We start from the raw sequence: 17,175 nt of genomic DNA, 5'->3' as shown, positions 1-17,175 counted from the left end.
ATAAACCCCGCCTACGTCATCGCATGGTCATGCTGGAGACGCGCCCATCAGGCGGCCGCTCGACGAGCTCATCTCAAAACTAAAATGCAACTGTAATGCTAGGAAAAGCTGCGGCCGCGGGCGAAGGAAGCTCCGACGACCATTTTTCCAGCCGGCGCTCGCCGGGGCGATTGTCGCGACGGCATCGGCAGCCGAGGGGGCGTCGAAGAGGACGATATCTGCCGCGCTGCCGATCGCAATGTCGTAACCCTTTCTTCCCAGGAGGGTGGCAGCCTGCGTCGTGATCATGGCGAAGACACCGTCGAGGCCATCGGCGGTGCCGATCTGGGCAACGTTCGCGTAGAGATTGGCCATGCGCAGCAGGTTGACGTCGCCGAACGGCGTGAATGGATTCAGGACATTGTTGGTAGAGATGGTCGTGACAACACCGAGCGCTGCCAGGCGGTGAGCGGGTGTCACGCCGCGTGGAACGAGATGGGTCGCATTGCGGCCCGTCAGGAAGAGATCAGTCGACGGCAGGACGGTCAATGCGATGCCGGCCTCGGCAAGACGGCGGCCGATCGGCTCCAGCTCTTCCGGTGGCAAGGCCGAGAGCTTGGTGACATGGCCGACCGAGACGCGTCCCTGGTAACGGCGTGCGACGGTCTCGGCGATGACGACAGGGAGATTGGAGCCGGCGGGGTCGAGGTCGAAATCAAGGTGGAAATCGACGGCAACGTCGTTTCGCATGGCGAGGTCGAAGATGCAGCGGATGTGTTCGGCGGGTTCGGGATCGGTGTAGGGGCAGCCTCCCACCAGATCGGCACCCGCCTTCAGCGCCTGTTCCAGCATCGCCTCCGTGCCGGGGTCATTCGTCAGGCCTTCCTGAGCGAACGCGCAGATTTCGATGTCGATGAGGCTGATATAGTCAGCCTTCAGATGTTTGATCGCCTCGAAGGAGCGGAAGCCGACGCGCGGGTCGATCTCGACGAAGGTGCGCAGGCGGGTTGTGCCGTTGAGGATTGCCTTTTCGACGACTGCGGCAGCACGGACATAGACATCTTCCTCGGTGAAGGCGGCCTTGGCTCGAGAAGTTTCGCTGATGGCTTCGGCGAGTGTCCCGGTGCAGAGATTGCAGCGGCTGATGATACCGGCCTTGTCGAGGTGGATGTGGGTTTCGATGAGGCCTGCGCAGGCAAATCTTCCCCCGGCGTCATGGTGCGGCGCATCGCAGACGAAACGAGGCGCGATCGCCGCGATGCGGCCTGTGTCGAAGGCGATGTCGGTCGGCTCGGTCAAGCCGGCCATTCGGGCATTGCGGATGACAAAATCGATCGCCATGGGACCTCCTCAGACCGACAGAAGGAAATTGCGGGCGACGCGGTTGTGATCGGCGATCAGCGCCTCGATATCGACGTTCGCGGGTATACGGTCGGTAACGCGCCATTCGCCTGCGATCATGACGCGGTCGGCCGTGGTGGCGCCGCAGAGCACGAGGGCTGCCAGCGGATCGCCGGCACCGGAGAAACGCAATTCGTCGAGCTTGTAGAAGGCCAGATCCGCCTGGCGGCCGGGCGCGATGATCCCGATGTCGTCGCGGCCGAGCAGCCTTGCCGAGCCAGCGGTGCCCCAGCGCAGCGCGTCGAGATGGGTGACCGCTTCGGCGCCGTAGATCAGCCGGTTGAGCATTAAGGCATGGCGCACACTTTCCATCAGGTTGGAATTGTCGTTGGAAGCTGAGCCGTCGACGCCAAGGCCGACAGGCACCCCGGCGGCTTCCAGCTCGCAGGTGCGGCACATGCCCGATGCGAGCACCATGTTCGAGGTCGGGCAATGGCAGACGCCAACGCCGTGCCGGCCGAGCTCGGCGATCTCGGCATCATCGAAATGAATGCCGTGGGCGAGCCAGGTGCGGGCGCTCAGCCAATTGCAGCGATCGAGATATTCCACCGGCGTGCAGGCGAATTTGCTGCGGCAGAATTCTGCTTCCGCCCTGGTCTCGACCAGATGGGTGTGGAGCCGGCAATCGTAGCGTTCCGCCAGCGCCGCCGTTTCGCGCATCAGTTCCAGCGTGACGTCGAAGGGCGCGCAGGGCGCAAGCGCCACCTGCGTCATCGCCCCTTCGGATCTGTCATGATAGCGCCGGAGCACACGCTCGCTGTCGGCAAGGATCACGTCGTCGTCCTGCACGACATTGGCCGGCGAAATCACGCCTTGCTGGTCCTTGATATTGAGACTGCCTCGCGTCAGCGTGATGCGCATGCCCAGGCGAGCCGCCTCCTCGGCTTCGACATCCATGGCGTCTTCGAGACCGGCAGCATAGAGATAGTGGTGGTCGGAGGTGGTGGTGCAGCCGGAGAGGAGGAGCTCGGTCAGCGCGAGACGGACGGCAAGACGGAAGGCTTCGGGCGTCATGTGCTTTGCCCAGATCGGATAGAGCGCGCGGATCCATGGCCAGAGCGATTTGTTGATCGCAGCCGGATGGGCGCGCGTCAGCGTCTGGAACATATGGTGATGGGTGTTGATGAGACCGGGGATGACGACATGCCGGCCGGCGTCGAAGTGTGCATCGACGGGGGTCGAAGGCTGCCGTCCAGCCGCGACCAGCTCGACGATGCGGCCATTCTCGATGACGATGCCGCCCTCGGCGCCCTCAGCCATGATGGCGAGCGGCGATTGGATCCAAAGTCGGCCCTTCATCTGCGGTGCTCCCAGCGCCATACATTGATGGAAAAATCAGACGACGAGCCGGCCCCCGCGGGCGATGATGGCGCCGCCGCGAAATACGATGCGATCGAGGGGACGGGAAGCGACGGCTTCTGCCAGCGACGCGGCGGGCAAAATAACAAAATCAGCAGGTGACCCGGCCTTGAGCGGGCCGACGGAGCGGCCGAGGATTTCGGCCGGCGTTTGAGTCGCCAGGCGGAAGGCCGCCGCCAGATCCTCATCCGAACGGAAATCCTGGCGATCGCAGAGGATGCCGACACGCTCCAGCATGTCGCCATTGCCGAAAGGCGACCAGGCGTCGCGGATATTGTCGTTGGCGCAGAAGAGCCGGACACCGGCGGCGGCAAGCCGCTTGACCGGTGGCATCGGCACGGCTCCTGGCGCGCTGGTCATGATCGCCACGCCCGATCTGGCGAGTGCGGCGGCAGTGCGGCCGAATTCGGCATCGTCCAACTCGCCGAGGCAGAAAGCGTGGCTGACGACCACCTTGCCTTCGAGGCCGAGTGCTGCCGTGCGATCGGCGATCTGGCGAAGTTCGAAGGCGCCGAGTGCACCGCCATCATGCAGATGGATATCGAGCCCGACACCGTATTTGCCGGCGACGGAAAAGATCGCATCGAGATGGCCGGTCACATCGTTGTCGATCCCGGCGGGATCGAGGCCGCCGACGAGATCGGCGCCAGCGGCGATGGCCGTATCGAGCAGCCCGGCCGTGCCGGGATCGCGCAGCACGCCGGATTGCGGGAAGGCAACGGTCTGGATATCGACGAGATGACCATGGCTCTGCTTCAGCGAAAGCACGGCCTCGAGGCCTTTCAGGCCGACTTCGGTATCGATGTCGACATGGCTGCGCACGAAAAGTGTGCCGTAGGCTGCAAGCTTCTCCAGCAGGGCGCCGCCGCGGGCTTCGACCGGCAGCGCCACCGTGCGCCGCAGGGATTTTTCCGCCTCGATGCGCTTGGCGACCGTATCGCCCGGAATATGCGGGATGAATGGCACGCCAATCAGCGTCTTGTCGAGATGAATATGGCCGTCGACGAAGGGAAGGCAGAGAAGGCCGCCGGCACCATCGAAACGCGGCACTACGGGGTCGATGCCGGCGGCCGCATTCGGGCCGATCGCGGCGATCCGGTCATTGTTCAGAATAAGCGAGACGATCTCGCCGGCTTCTGTCCTGGCGTTTTCGACTACGAGGCTCGGCGTCATTAATTCTTCCATCATCCGCTATGCAATCAGCCCGACCCGGCGCGCCGCGACGACGCGATAGAGCGGATCCTTCCACACCTCTTCCTCCTGCAAGGCAGAAAAGACCAGGCTGACATCGTGTTCGTCGTCCGAGGATACCGCGGCGCGTTTGATCTCCGCCCAGGCGGGCGCCTGTCGTCTGCGCATTTCTTCCAGCGCCTCGGCGGTGGGGAGGGCTGGAAAACCGATCTTCGGCACCAGCGAGGCGATCACCTGCCAGAAGGCGCGGTAGAAAGGCTCGGCATTTTCGAGGTGCGGAGAGACGAGGCGCAGCCAGTGCATACCGGTGACGGAATGGAGTGCGGAGAAATCCATGGTTCCGGCAAAGAGGGCAAGCGAGGTCGCGGCCATACGGCGCGGTGTATCGGCATTGAAGGCAAGGCGGTCGATAACGGGGCGGAAGCCCGGAAGTGCGGCGACGGCGCGGATATTATGCCAGAGCAGATCGGTTTCTGGCTCATAATCGCGGATGCCTTCAATATTGCCGACATCGGCAAGCACCCTCCCCGGATCATCCGTATCGGGCGCGGCACCGGTCGCGGATGGCAGCGGCAGATAGCAGGCCGCCCAATAGCCGAGCGCAGTGCCAACCTCCTGGTCGTCCTTCTTGAGCACACCATAGGCAAGGCGCATCAGCGGATGCGTGGCGCTGCCGGCAAGGCCGTTCACCATGGCGGGCAAATAGGTACGGATGACGGCATCGATGCCGAGCCGGCGGGTTTCGGCGATGAAGAAGGCACGGTAATCCGCCTCACGCGTGCGATCGCCGAGCGCCTCGGCCCATTGCGCCCTGACAACCGGGGCAATCGGCGGCGGCACGGGCGGGAGTGCATGGCTCTCGTGATATTGCTCGTACCATTGTTCCAGCCGTTCCGGCGAGGCGCCGAGGCGATCGAGCGCGATCAGCACCATCGGAACATGGTTGGCCAGCAGATAGGGAAATTCGACGCTATCCTCGCGTGCCCGCAAAAAGACGGTCTCCAATCCCGAAAATTGAACGGCGGCAGCCTGTCTCATGCCAAAACCTCCCTTGATGTCGTGACGTCTTCGTCTATGCCGGGATCGAAATGCGGTTCGTCATAGGCGGCCAATGCTGCAAGATACCGGTTGGAGTCCTCGATGAACAGCGCTTTCACCAAGGCGCTGACGATGCGTGGCACACCGTATTTGAGACCGGTGACGCCATTGCTGACCGGGCCGAGGCTCGCGAGCGCGCCGGTATTGAACATATGGATGCGCGAGACCCAGCCGGCTTCGGCATATCTAGGCGTGAGTTCAAAACCAGGGCCGAGATAGGGATGGTCGGCAAGCAGGGCGTTCTCCTCTCCCTGTGGCGGTTGGAAACAATCCTTCCAGAACGCTGCGGCCTCGACGAGGCCGGCAAGCTCGGGCCGGAGCGCGAAATTAATCTCGTAACCGGTGCCGAGCAGGAGATGATCGGCATGACAAGTGCCGTTTGCGGTCGTCAGCTTGACTTTGCCGCCGTCCATCGAGAGTTCACGGACACCACAACCGAGCTGCATGGTGAAACCAGGGTGGCTACGGGCCCGGTCATATTGCTCCTGGGTCGGTGGCACCTTGAAATTGAAGTAGAGATGGGCGAACCGCCAGCGCTCCAGATCCGGCAAGTCGGCGAAATGGCCGAGGAAGCCGGGAAAGTTTGTCCAGGCGAGAACCTCGGTGCGCGGCAGATCGGCGCTTCGCGCAAACATCGTCACCTCTCGGGCGCCGGTTTCCAGCGCCGCCACCGCCCAGTCGAAGCTCGACGTGCCGCCGCCAAGGATCGCGACATCCCTGCCCTTGAGGAAATCAATCGCTATCGGCTCGTTGCTATGTGTCCAGGCGGATTTCGGCAGCGCCTTGACCATCGCAGGTATGCGCGGGCCGCCGCAGCCGTCGATGCCGGTCGCCATCACCAGCTGGCGGCAGGTGACCGTGCGGCTGGTGCCGTCACCCTTTGACAGCGTGAGAGCGAGTCCGCCCTCCCCCTGATCGATCGAGGAAAGCGTCGTGTCGTTTTCGACGTCGATGCCGACGGTCCTTCGAAACCAGATGAGATAGGCCATCCAGTCCTGGCGGCCGATCTTGTCGAGCGCTTCCCAGGCGTCGGCGCCATTCAGCGCCTCGTACCAGGAACGCAGCGTCAGGCTCGGGATGCCGAGATCCGGGCCTGAGAGATATTTGGGCGAACGCAGGGTCTGCATGCGGGCGCAGGTGATCCAGGGGCCTTCGCGGCCCTCCTCGCTCTGATCGATCACATGAACGGACCTGATACCGCGCCGCTTCAGGGCGAAGGCGATCGACAGGCCGGAGAGGCCAGCGCCGCAGATCACAACGGAATGCAGGTCGTCGCGGTCTTCATCGCCCAGCGTCGACCAGCCGGCGCAGAGCGCCTCAATGCGCGCCATTTCATCATGGGCGCGGCGTTCCAGCTCTCTCAGGCGCTCATCCGGCGTGGTCTTCATGAATGTGCAGCTCGCCGCGTTGGACAGGACAGTATAGACGCGCAGGGAATGATCAACTCCCTGCTATTTTTTATGCAACGCGCACAAAATATGGACATATCTGCGCGAATATGTTCTAATTTGTGATTTTTAATGTTTGCGCTTTTTTGTCAAGTGCGCTTGAGTGCGATTTTGTTTGATGTATAGTGCCTCAAGCCAATCAAAAAAGGGGAGCAAACATGAAATCGCTCAACAGTCTCACACGGAAATTGGCGATGGCGGGCCTCGTCTCGGTCGCATTTGTGGGCTCCGCCATCGGCGCCGACAAGAAATATGAGGGCATCACGCTCACGCTTGCCTCGCAGAACGACCAGTTCGCCGCTGTTCTGGCTGCCATCGCCCCTAAGTTCACCGAGGAGACGGGCGCCAACGTCAAGGTCGACATTCTCGATTACGGCTCGCTGCTGACCAAGACCACGACCGATTTCGTCGGCGGCACCGGCGGCTACGACCTGGTGACGATGGATATCGTCTGGGCGGGCCAATATGCAGAAAACAAATACACCGTCGATCTCACCGAGTGGATGAAGCGCGACGCCGCCGAACTGAAGCTCGACGACATCTATCCGACGCTTCTCAACGCGCTTGGCCACTGGGGAGACAAGCAGGTCGCATTTCCCTTTGCCGGTTATGCCAACGTGCTTGCCTATCGCAAGGATCTCTTCGACGCCGCCGGCCTGAAGGCGCCGACGACGATGGAGGAAATGGTCGAGGCCGCCTACAAGCTGACCGACCCCAGCAAGAAGACCTATGGCTTCGTCGCCAACGGCCAGAAGGGCCCAGCGGTCGCCCAGGATTGGATGCAGTACAATACCGAGATGGGCGGTTCGATCCTCGGCTCCGACGGCAAGCCGGCGCTGAATTCCGAAGCCAATATCAAGAGCCTGATCGTCTATAAGGACCTCTTCATGAAAGCGGCACCTCCCGGCGCCGTTAATTATGACTGGGGCGGACGCGAGGAAAGCTTCCGCCAGGGCATTGCCGCGACCATGCAGACATGGTCGGTCGGCGCGCCCGGCTATTATGATCCGTCGATTTCCAAGATCGTCGACAAGGTGGCGATCACGACGGCGCCCCGCGGCGCCGGTCTGCCGAAGGTCTATGGGATCGGCGGCTGGGGCATGGCGATCAACGCCGGCATCAAGGACACGCAGAAGGAAGCCGCCTGGGCCTTCATCAAGTGGCTGGTCAGTCCGCCGGTGCACAAGGAATTCAACATGATGGGCGCCGGCAGCTTCCTGCGCAAGAGCGAGATGACCGACCCCGATCTGCTGAAGAAGTTCCCCTTCCTGCCTGTCATCGCCGAAACCTTCGAGCATGGTGACGGCGAATATCGTCCGCGCATCCCGCAATATCCAGAGATTCAGGACCTGCTCGGCACCGCCGTCAACGACGTGCTCGTCGGCAATGCCGATCCTAAGAAGGCGCTCGACGCCGCTCAGGAAGCCGCTGCAAAGCTCTTCTAAGAACAAAACGGTTTCCTCCCCAGGGCCGCGGCCTATGTCGCGGCCCTGCCATTTCGAGACCATTGATCCGATGCGCCTCGGGCTTCATGATCGGGTGAGCCCGGGCTCGATCCCCGGGACGCGCATCGAACCAGGAACCCGATGGACATGACGTGACCCTATCCCTCACTTCCGCGCTGAAGCCCTCCCCGGCCTTGAGCGTTCCCTATCTGGAGCGCAGGCGGCTGTTCTTCATCCTGATGACACTGCCGGCCGTCATCTACGTGCTCGTCATCGGCGTCTGGCCGCTGGCGCAGGGCATCTGGTTCAGCCTCTACGAATATAATTTGCTCAAGCCAGCGCGGACGCATTTCGTCGGCCTCGGCAACTATGTCGACCTTCTCTCCGACCCGGTGACACGCGGGGCCTTCGTCAATACCGTCATCTTCACGGTCGGCGCTGTGACTGTCGAACTGCTGCTCGGCTTTGCCATTGCGCTGGCGCTCTGGCGCGACGACCGCTTCAACCGGATCTGCCTGGCGCTGATCCTGATACCGGTGACGATCACGCCGCTGGTGGTCGGACTGATCTTCCGGGCGCTGCTGCTCGCCGACTACGGACTCGTCGGCTATTATCTCGCCGAGTTCGGGCTTTCCGATCCGCGTGGGCTTTTCGCCAATCCGAGTTCGGCGCTGGCGACCCTTATCTTCGTGGACATATGGGAATGGACGCCGCTGGTGGCGCTGATCCTGCTTGCTGGCCTGAAAGCGCTGCCGGGCGATATTCTCGAGGCATCGGAAGTGGATGGGGCAACGGCGCTGCAGCGGCTGAGAATCATCGTCATTCCGCTGATGTTGCCTTCGATCCTGCTGGCGCTGACGCTGCGCACCATCGATGCCTTCCGCATCTTCGACAGCGTTTACGTGACGACGGGCGGCGGGCCGGGCAACGCGACCAACACGCTGATGCTGCATGCGGTGAAGCAGGGGCTGGAATTCTTCAATATCGGCCGCGCCTCGGCGATCTCCAACCTGACACTGATCTGCATCGCCGTAATCGCGGCAGGCTTCATCCTGTTGATCCGCAAGGCGGACAGAAAGGCGAACGGGCGATGAGCACACGCACCCTCAGCCGCATCGGCGAGCGCGCCTTCATCCTTGTCATGCTCGCCTTTTTCCTGCTGCCCTTCCTGTGGCTGGCATCGACCGCCTACAAGCCGTCGCGCGACATCTTCTCGATCCCGCCAAAACTGACTTTTACACCGACCCTCGAGCAGTTCGCGACGGTCTTCCGCCTGTTCGACGTCTGGAGCCTCGTATCGTCAAGCCTGCTGATCGCCGGCGGTTCGGTGATCCTGTCGCTGCTTCTCGGCGTGCCGGCAGGCTATGCGCTGGCACGCTCGACCAGCCGCTATGCCATTGCAGTTGCCTATTTCTTCATGGCGATCCGCATGGTGCCGGCGGTGGCGGCGCTGATCCCCTTCTATCTGATGATGCGCGATGTCGGGCTGCTCGGCAACTGGGTCGCCGTCGTCCTCATCAACGCGATGCTGAATTCGGCCTTCGTCACCTGGATGATGTTTTCCTATTTCCGCAGCCTGCCGAAGGAGCTGGAAGAGGCGGCGCTAACGGATGGATGTACGCTGTTCGGCTCCTTCTGGCGCGTGGCGCTGCCGGCGGTGCGCTCAGGCGTCGTCGCCTCCACACTGTTCTGCCTGATGTTTTCCTGGAACGACTTCCTCTACCCGATGTTTCTCACCCGGCTCGATTCCAAGCCGATCTCGGTGGCGCTGCTTTCAGCCTATGGAACGAAGGACATCACCTGGGGCACACTCGGCGCGCTGGCGCATTTTTCGACGATCCCGATCGTACTGATCGTGCTCTTCCTCAACCGTTATTTCGTGCAGGGCCTGACAAAAGGCATTCACTAAAGAGACGATGCGCTCAAGCGCTGATCGCCGCTTCGGTCGCGGCATCGAAGACGTGAATGCGGGCGGGGTCGGCGGCAAGCGACAGGCGCTCGCCGATCTTGACGCGGCGGGTGCCGTCAATGATGAGGCGCAGGCGCGGGGCGGACAGCGCTACGTCGTCCTCTTCGGCCGAAAGCGACTTCAGCCGGTCGGCGGCCTCGACATCGACATGAACGAGCAAGTTGGCGCCGAGATCCTCGACGAAGGCAACGGTTCCAGTGAGACCGCCTGCGTCGACCGGCTGGAATGCTTCCGGTCGGATGCCGAGCACAACGGCGCAACCGACGGCGGAGGCGATGCGCGGCCGCTCGGCGAGCACCTCGCCCGAGAAAAGGATGGAGGCCTGGCCGAAGCGGGCCTCGGGGCCGTTCTCCGTCGCGAAGAGATCGGCCGCCAGCAGGTTCATCGCCGGCGAGCCCATGAAGCTCGCGACGAACAGATTGGCCGGCTGATCGTAGAGGCTGCGCGGCGTGCCGAGCTGCTGCAGGACGCCGCTTTTCATGACGGCGACGCGATCGCCCATGGTCATGGCTTCGACCTGATCGTGGGTGACATAGACCGTGGTAATGCCCGACATCTTCTGCATGCGGGCGATTTCGGCGCGCATCTGGCCGCGCAGGCGAGCATCGAGGTTGGAAAGCGGCTCGTCCATCAGGAAGGCCTGAGGGCTGCGGGCGAGCGCCCGGCCCATGGCGACGCGCTGGCGCTGGCCGCCGGAGAGTTGGGCGGGCTTGCGGGCGAGATAGTCCTCGAGCTCCAGGAGCTTTGCCGTCTCCTGCACCTTGCGGGCGATGTCGGCCTTGTCGAGGCCGCGGACGCGAAGGCCGAAGCCGATATTCTCTGCCACCGTCAGATGCGGGTAAAGCGCGTAGGACTGGAAGACCATGGCAATATCGCGATCGCGCGGGGCAAGGTCGTTGACGATGGCACCGTTGATCGTCAGGCGGCCATCGGTGATCTCCTCCAGGCCGGCGATCATACGCAACGCCGTCGACTTGCCGCAGCCGGAGGGGCCGACGAGGACCAGGAATTCGCTGTCGCGGATGGTCATGTTCAGGTTGCGGATCGCCGCATAGCCATCGCCATAGCTCTTGCTGATCTGGTCGAAGACGATTTCAGCCATGCTCTTTCCTTGCTGAACGGGAGGCCTGTTGCAGATCCTTGACGGATCAGGTCGTGTAAACGCCGCCGGTGACGTTGACGCCCTGCCCGGTCATGAAGCGGGCCGAATTCGAGCAGAGGAAAACGACGACATCGGCCACATCTTCAGGCGTTTCCAGCCGGCCGAGCGGCGTCTGGGAGATATAATCCGCAACGACGCGTTCGGGCGTGACACCACGCAGGCTCGCTTCCCAGGCGATCTCGCGTTCCTGCATGCCGGTCTTGACGAAACCGGGGCAGACGGCGTTGACGCGGATGCCCGAAGGCGCGAGCTCGCGGGCGAGCGCCTGCGTCCAGCCGAGCACGGCAAACTTGCTGGCGGAATAATGGGCCAGCAGCGGCGCGCCGATCTTTGCGGCGAGCGAGGCGGTGTTGACGATGACGCCGGTGCCGGTGCTCGTAAAGCGCCGGGCGGCAATCTGGTTGGTCAGAAAGATGCCGCGAATGTTGACGTCGAAATTATAGTCCCACTCCTCGTCGGTCAGTTCCAGCGCATGCTGCATCGTGGAGACACCAGCATTGGCGCAGAGGATCTCGTAACCGCCTGTCCTTTCGACCACCTCGGAAAAGGTCGCCTCGACGGAGGCGCGCTTGCGAACGTCGATCGCATAGGCAGTGGCGCCGTTGCCGATCTCGGCCGCCGTCTGTTCGGCGGCCGCCAGGTTGATGTCGCAGATCGCCACCTGGATCGACTGGCGGGAGAGCGCGGTCGCGATCGCGCGCCCTATCCCAGTCGCCCCGCCGGTTACGATCGCACGCTTGCCGGATAGTTCTGGAAAGCTCGGAGACTGCATGTTCGCCCTCATCGACTGGAAACATCACCGATCATATAACAACAAAATCATACACAACAAGAAAAATTTATGTTTGAATTTGTTCGAGTCATTCGATACATAGGAAGCAACAATCAGACAATCGTAGCCACGAGTTACGACGGCGGGAGGATGAGAACGGTTCATGGACGCGGAACAGCAGATGGTCGCCGCAGCGGAAAAACCGAAGGTTCTGGCCCAGGTGCGGCATGCGCGCATCCTGGAGACGCTGGCGCGCAAGGGCGCGGTCTCCGTCAGCGATGTCGCCTCCCAGCTTGCCGTGTCCGAAATGACCGTCCGCCGCGACCTGATCGAACTCGAAAAGGACGGCAGGCTGGTGCGCACCCATGGCGGCGCGGTGCGCAGCGGCAAGGCCTTCGAGCCGATCGCCAACGAGGCTGTCGACCGCGAGGAGCCGACTTTCGAATCCCGGCTGACGCGCAATGCCGCCTCGAAGCGGACCATCGCGATGGCGGCGGCAGGCGTTGCCGCCGGAGCGCGCACCCTGGCACTCGACGTCGGCACCACGACCTATCTGCTTTCCGGCCTGCTGCTCAACCAGCCGCACACGAAGATCTTCACCAACAGCGTGCGCAACGCCATGCAACTCGGCGCCGGCTTTGGCGAGGTCTACCTGCCGGGCGGGCGCATGCGTGGCGAGGAAATGGCGATCAGCAGCCAATCGGCCGTCACGCAATTCGAGGAGCTTTGGTTCGACATCGCCTTCCTCGGCGTGTCCGGGATTACGGAGCAGGGAATTTACGACTATTCCTTCGAGGACACCGACATGAAGCGGGTCTATCTGCGCCGCGCCACGCAGAAGGTGGTGCTTTGCGATTCCACCAAGTTCAAGCGCATGTCGCTGGTGCATATCGCGCCGCTGCAACAATTCGACATGCTGATAACCGATGCCATGCCGCCGGCCGATCTTGCCGATGCCCTCACCGCCGCTGGCGTCGAGGTGCGCATCGCGCCCGAGGAGCAGCCACTGCTTTGATTTGCTTTTCCACGCATCCGTCCCCCAGCGGATGCCCGTCCACTCGATTCCGCTTCAGGAGTTCTCGCATGGTCTTCGATTTTTTCGGCGTCAAGAAGAAGGCGGTCATCGCCATGGCGCATATCGGAGCCCTGCCCGGCTCGCCCGCCTATGACGCCGCCGGCGGTGTGAACAAGCTCGTCGACGACGTGCTTTCCGATGTCGAGAAGCTGCAGGCGGGCGGTGTCGACGCCATCATGTTCGGCAACGAGAATGACCGGCCCTACGTCTTCCAGGCGCCGCCGGAAGGGCTGGCGGCAATGACCACGATCGTCGAGCGGGTGAAGCCGCATCTGACCGTGCCGTTCGGCGTCAACTATCTCTGGGATCCCTCGGCAAGCGTTGCGATCGGTGCGGTGACGGGTGCAAGCTTCGTTCGCGAGATCTTCACTGGCGTCTTCGCCTCCGACATGGGCATCTGGCAGCCCGATTGCGCCAAGGCGGCACGGTTGCGGCATAGCCTCGGCCGCGGCGAGATGAAGATGCTCTTCAACATCAACGCGGAATTTGCCCATTCGCTGGACCAGCGCCCGATTGAACTCAGGGCGAAGAGCGCCGTGTTCTCGTCGCTCGCCGATGCCATCCTGGTGTCGGGACCACTCACCGGACAGGCCGTCGATCAATCGGACCTCAGGCGCGTTTGCGAGACGGTCAAGGATGTCCCCGTCTTTGCCAATACCGGCGTCAACAAGGATAATGTGCGCGACATATTGAGCGTTGCCAGCGGCGTCATCATCGGCACGCATTTCAAGGTGGACGGCAATACGTGGAACCCGGTCGACGGCGACCGGGTAAAGCGCTTCATGGAGATCGTCGAGAGGCTGCGCTAAGTGAAGGGAGCCGCTATGTCCATCACGCTCGGCCTCGATATCGGCACCACCTCCACCATCGGCATCTTGATCGAACTGCCGAACCGCGTCCTCGGCCTCACCTCACGACCGTCGACGCTTCATTCCCCGCAGCATGGCTGGGCCGAGGAAGACCCGGCGGAATGGTGGTCGAATGTCTGCGAGATCACCAGAGAACTGATTGCAACGAGCGGGATCGAGGCCGGGGAAATCTCGGCCGTCGGCGTGACCGGCATGCTGCCGGCCGTCGTGCTGCTCGATGACGCCGGCTACGTGCTGAGGCCCAGCATCCAGCAGAGCGACGGGCGCTGCGGCGAAGAGGTCGAGGAACTTAAGGCCGAGTGGGATGAGGCGGATTTTCTGCGCAGAGCGGGAAACGGCATCAATCAGCAGTTGGTGACAGCGAAGCTTCGCTGGATCGCCCGGCATGAGCCCGCTGTTTTCGAGCGCATTGCCACAGTCATGGGGTCCTATGATTTCATCAACTGGAAACTGACCGGCGAAAAGGCGATCGAACAGAACTGGGCGCTGGAAGCGGGCTTCGTCGATATCAATACCGGCAAGCTCGACGACGAACTGATCGGGCTTGCCAGAGTTCGGCGAGGCGCCATTCCTGGGAAAGCGGTGTCACATGCGGTACTTGGCCATGTGACCGACGACGCCGCCAAGGCGACTGGGCTTGCACCCGGAACGCCCGTCATCGGCGGGGCAGCCGACATGATCGCCTCGGCCTTCGGCGCGGGTATCAACAAGGCGGGCGACGTGCTGCTGAAATTCGGGGGTGCCGTCGACATCCTGACGGCGACGGATGCCGTGCTGCCCGATCCTCGCATGTTTCTCGATTATCACCTGGTGCCCGGGCTTTACATGCCGAACGGCTGCATGTCGACCGGCGGCTCGGGGCTCAACTGGTTCATCAGCACCTTCGCCGGACGCGAAGAGGTCGCGGCAAAGGCAGAGGGAATATCCGCGCACCGCTTTCTCGACCGGCTGGCCGCGCAATGCACGCCCGGTGCGGACGGGCTGACGATCCTGCCTTACTTCCTCGGCGAGAAGACGCCGATCCACGATGCCGGCGCGCGCGGCCTGATTGACGGGCTGACGCTGTCGCATCATATCGGCCATCTCTGGCGGGCGATGCTGGAAGCCTATGCCTATGCGTTGCGCCATCATATCGACGTGCTGAACGACATCGGTCATCCGACGACGCGTTTCATCGTTTCAGACGGGGGTTCGCAGAGCCGGATCTGGATGCAGATCGTTTCCGACGTGCTGCAGCACCCGCTACAGGGTCTCACCGGCCATCCCGGCTCCTGTCTCGGTGTCGCCTGGGCGGCGGCAATCGGTGCCGGACTGACCGAGGATTGGTCCGGTGTGACCGCCTTTGTCGGCCAAGGTGAAAGGATCGAGCCCAACCCCGACAATGCGGCGGTTTATGATCGGGGCTATCGGACCTATCGTGCGCTGTATAGGCGATAGACCGAGTGGGATTTGATCGCGATGACACTGACGGATCGGGATTCTAAAAAGCAGGTGGCCGGACGCGGTGGTATGGTAACAAGCCCGCATGCGCTGGCGAGCGAGGCAGGCGCGGCGATCCTGCGGGCCGGGGGCAATGCGCTGGAGGCTGCGATCGCCATCGGCAGCACGATTGCCGTCGTCTATCCGCATTTCTGCGGACTTGGCGGCGACTCCGTCTGGATCGTTGCCGATCGTATCGGGCGGAAGACATGTTTTCTTGGCATCGGCCAGGCGGCGCAGAAATTGCCGGATTTCGACGGCAGCATTCCGCTGCGCGGGCCGCTTTCGGCGCTGACCTCGGCCTGCGCCGTCGATGCGTGGCGGCACGCGCATGAGTATTCCGCGCAGCACTGGGGTGGAAAGATCGGTTTTCCTGCCTTGCTTGCCGATGCGATCCGCCACGCTGAACAGGGCTTTCCGATCACGCGCTCGCAGAGCTTCTGGCTTGCCTTCCGGCAAGAGGAGGCGGCCGGCTGGCCGGGTTTTGCCGCGCTCTTCATGCCGGATGGCGCGGCGCTGGAAACAAAAAGTCTGTTTCGGCAGAGGAATCTGGCGCGGTCACTTTCGCTGATTGCCGGCGACGGGCCGCGCTCCTTCTACGACGGCGAGCTCGGGACGAGCATTGCGGCAGGGCTGCAGGCGGCGGGTTCTCCGCTGACTGCCGACGATCTCAAGGCGACCCGAACACGCGAAGTGGCGCCGATCAGCCTCTCCTATCGCGGTTTGGAACTGCTTGCGCCGCCCCCACCAACACAGGGTCTGTCGACACTGGGGATCATGGGCATTCTTGCTCATTTCGATCTCGCCGTCCATACGGCCGGCAGCGCTGACCATCTGCACCTCTGCGTGGAAGCCGTCAAACGCGCCTTCCTCGACCGCGGCGGTATTGCCGATCCCGATGTCGCGCCGCAGCCCGTGGAGGAATGGCTGAGCGCGCAGCATCTCGCGCAGGTGGCGGCCTCCATCGATCCCGTGCGGGCACTCGAATGGCCAGCACTCTTTCGCAGCGGCGACACCGTGTTCTTCGCCGCCACCGACGCAGAGGGCGGCAGCGTCAGCGTCTTGCAGAGCACCTATTTCGACTGGGGCAGCGGCGTGGTGGTCGGCGATACGGGTATTCTGTGGCAGAACCGCGGGGCTGCCTTTTCGTCGGATCCCAAGCATGTCAATGCCATCGCACCCGGCAAGCGGCCTTTCTATACTTTGAATCCCGGCCTCGGCCTGCGCAACGGCAAGCCTGCGCTGCTCTACGGCACGCAAGGCGCAGACGGCCAGCCGCAGACGCTGGCAATGCTGCTGACCCGGCTGATTGACTTCGACGAAGAACCAGCAGCAGCGCTGGCCGGTCCACGCTTTCTCCTCGGCAAGACCTTTTCCGACAGCCGTGACAGCCTCAAGCTAGAAAGCGATGCCGGCGAAGCAGTGCTTGCCGAACTGGCCGCACGAGGCCACGCACTGTCACCGATCGAGGCGCAGAGCCCGCTTGCAGGGCAGGCAGGTGTGATCGTTATCGACGAGGACGGCATGGCGACCGGCGCACATGATCCACGTGGCGACGGACTGGCGATCGGGATCTCTTCCGGAGCATGAGTTATGGGGTTACGCAGCGAGACGCCTTCAAACGCACGGAAGCGGGAAAAAGCTAATAGTTGATCAGACGGACCGCTGAAGACCCTTCCGGAGCATCGTACTCCTCGCAGATCGGCGATGTTCTCCGCATTGGAGGTACCACAAAGCAGCCAATGGGTTAGACGACCTCATCTGTCAGCTCACCCATGCGTCCGTCTTGACCCCCGAGCAGAGCGGTCCTACAAGATAGACTATGGCAACACACCTCTGATTGGCCGCGCCTTGCGGCATTGAGCGAAGCGCAGTCCCGCACGACACCGCGGGGCCAGTTCCACTTGCCAAGCCAGAATCAGAGATTT

At 62.7% G+C, this 17,175-nt stretch carries 14 protein-coding genes; 7 read left to right on the top strand and 7 right to left on the bottom strand.

From position 1 onward, the window contains the following. Positions 1-27: 27 nt before the first annotated feature. From LPU83_RS65605 to LPU83_RS65585, 5 genes are read right to left on the bottom strand one after another with little or no spacing between them, the layout of a single operon-like run. Positions 28-1,320, bottom strand: coding sequence for an amidohydrolase family protein (locus LPU83_RS65605; protein WP_024318464.1), 1,293 nt, complete (start codon positions 1,318-1,320; stop codon positions 28-30). Positions 1,321-1,329: 9 nt separating this feature from the next. Further along, positions 1,330-2,679 (bottom strand): 8-oxoguanine deaminase, encoded by a 1,350-nt coding sequence (locus LPU83_RS65600; protein ID WP_024318463.1) that lies wholly within the window; start codon positions 2,677-2,679, stop codon positions 1,330-1,332. Positions 2,680-2,715: 36 nt separating this feature from the next. Next, positions 2,716-3,912, bottom strand: coding sequence for an amidohydrolase family protein (locus tag LPU83_RS65595; protein ID WP_024318462.1), 1,197 nt, complete (start codon positions 3,910-3,912; stop codon positions 2,716-2,718). An 18-nt stretch (positions 3,913-3,930) separates the two neighbouring features. Then, positions 3,931-4,968: a questin oxidase family protein gene (locus LPU83_RS65590; protein ID WP_024318461.1), complete on the bottom strand. Its 1,038-nt coding sequence runs from the start codon at positions 4,966-4,968 to the stop codon at positions 3,931-3,933. Beyond that, a complete protein-coding gene (locus LPU83_RS65585; protein WP_024318460.1) occupies positions 4,965-6,416 on the bottom strand; it encodes an FAD-dependent oxidoreductase in 1,452 nt (483 codons plus the stop codon). The genes LPU83_RS65590 and LPU83_RS65585 overlap by 4 nt, the downstream gene beginning before the upstream one ends. Positions 6,417-6,634: 218 nt before the next feature. On the opposite strand from LPU83_RS65585, the gene LPU83_RS65580 reads away from it, so the two are divergent. From LPU83_RS65580 to LPU83_RS65570, 3 genes are all read left to right on the top strand, one after another. Beyond that, complete coding sequence (locus tag LPU83_RS65580; RefSeq protein ID WP_024318459.1) at positions 6,635-7,921, top strand: ABC transporter substrate-binding protein; 1,287 nt, start codon at positions 6,635-6,637, stop codon at positions 7,919-7,921. A gap of 152 nt (positions 7,922-8,073) precedes the next feature. Then, complete coding sequence (locus LPU83_RS65575; protein ID WP_024318458.1) at positions 8,074-9,015, top strand: carbohydrate ABC transporter permease; 942 nt, start codon at positions 8,074-8,076, stop codon at positions 9,013-9,015. Then, positions 9,012-9,830: a carbohydrate ABC transporter permease gene (locus LPU83_RS65570; RefSeq protein WP_024318457.1), complete on the top strand. Its 819-nt coding sequence runs from the start codon at positions 9,012-9,014 to the stop codon at positions 9,828-9,830. The genes LPU83_RS65575 and LPU83_RS65570 overlap by 4 nt, the downstream gene beginning before the upstream one ends. Before the next feature lie 13 nt (positions 9,831-9,843). Here the strand turns inward: LPU83_RS65570 and LPU83_RS65565 are convergent, their stop codons facing one another. Together LPU83_RS65565 and LPU83_RS65560 are read right to left on the bottom strand one after the other, a co-directional pair. Next, the gene (locus LPU83_RS65565) at positions 9,844-10,992 is read right to left on the bottom strand and encodes an ABC transporter ATP-binding protein (protein ID WP_024318456.1); all 1,149 of its coding nucleotides are present in this window, start codon (positions 10,990-10,992) and stop codon (positions 9,844-9,846) included. 46 nt (positions 10,993-11,038) lie between these two features. Then, positions 11,039-11,824 carry an SDR family NAD(P)-dependent oxidoreductase gene (locus LPU83_RS65560; RefSeq protein WP_024318455.1) on the bottom strand — a complete coding sequence of 262 codons (786 nt, stop codon included), beginning with the start codon at positions 11,822-11,824 and terminating at the stop codon, positions 11,039-11,041. A gap of 163 nt (positions 11,825-11,987) precedes the next feature. Between LPU83_RS65560 and LPU83_RS65555 the strand changes: the two genes are divergently transcribed. The 4 genes from LPU83_RS65555 (at position 11,988) to LPU83_RS65540 (ending at position 16,837) form a co-directional block, all read left to right on the top strand. Next, on the top strand, positions 11,988-12,839 hold the full coding sequence (locus LPU83_RS65555) for a DeoR/GlpR family DNA-binding transcription regulator (protein ID WP_024318454.1): 852 nt from the start codon (positions 11,988-11,990) through the stop codon (positions 12,837-12,839). A 68-nt stretch (positions 12,840-12,907) separates the two neighbouring features. Further along, positions 12,908-13,708, top strand: a complete 801-nt coding sequence (locus LPU83_RS65550; RefSeq protein WP_024318453.1) for a BtpA/SgcQ family protein — start codon at positions 12,908-12,910, stop codon at positions 13,706-13,708. Between the two features lie 15 nt (positions 13,709-13,723). Further along, a complete protein-coding gene (locus LPU83_RS65545) occupies positions 13,724-15,205 on the top strand; it encodes an FGGY-family carbohydrate kinase (protein ID WP_024318452.1) in 1,482 nt (493 codons plus the stop codon). 72 nt (positions 15,206-15,277) lie between these two features. Next, complete coding sequence (locus tag LPU83_RS65540) at positions 15,278-16,837, top strand: gamma-glutamyltransferase family protein (protein ID WP_024318451.1); 1,560 nt, start codon at positions 15,278-15,280, stop codon at positions 16,835-16,837. The last annotated feature ends 338 nt before the right edge of the window (positions 16,838-17,175 follow it).

The organism is Rhizobium favelukesii (assembly GCF_000577275.2).
GTDB classification, from domain to species: Bacteria; Pseudomonadota; Alphaproteobacteria; order Rhizobiales; family Rhizobiaceae; genus Rhizobium; species Rhizobium favelukesii.
This window is presented reverse-complemented; position numbering and strand designations above follow the sequence as displayed.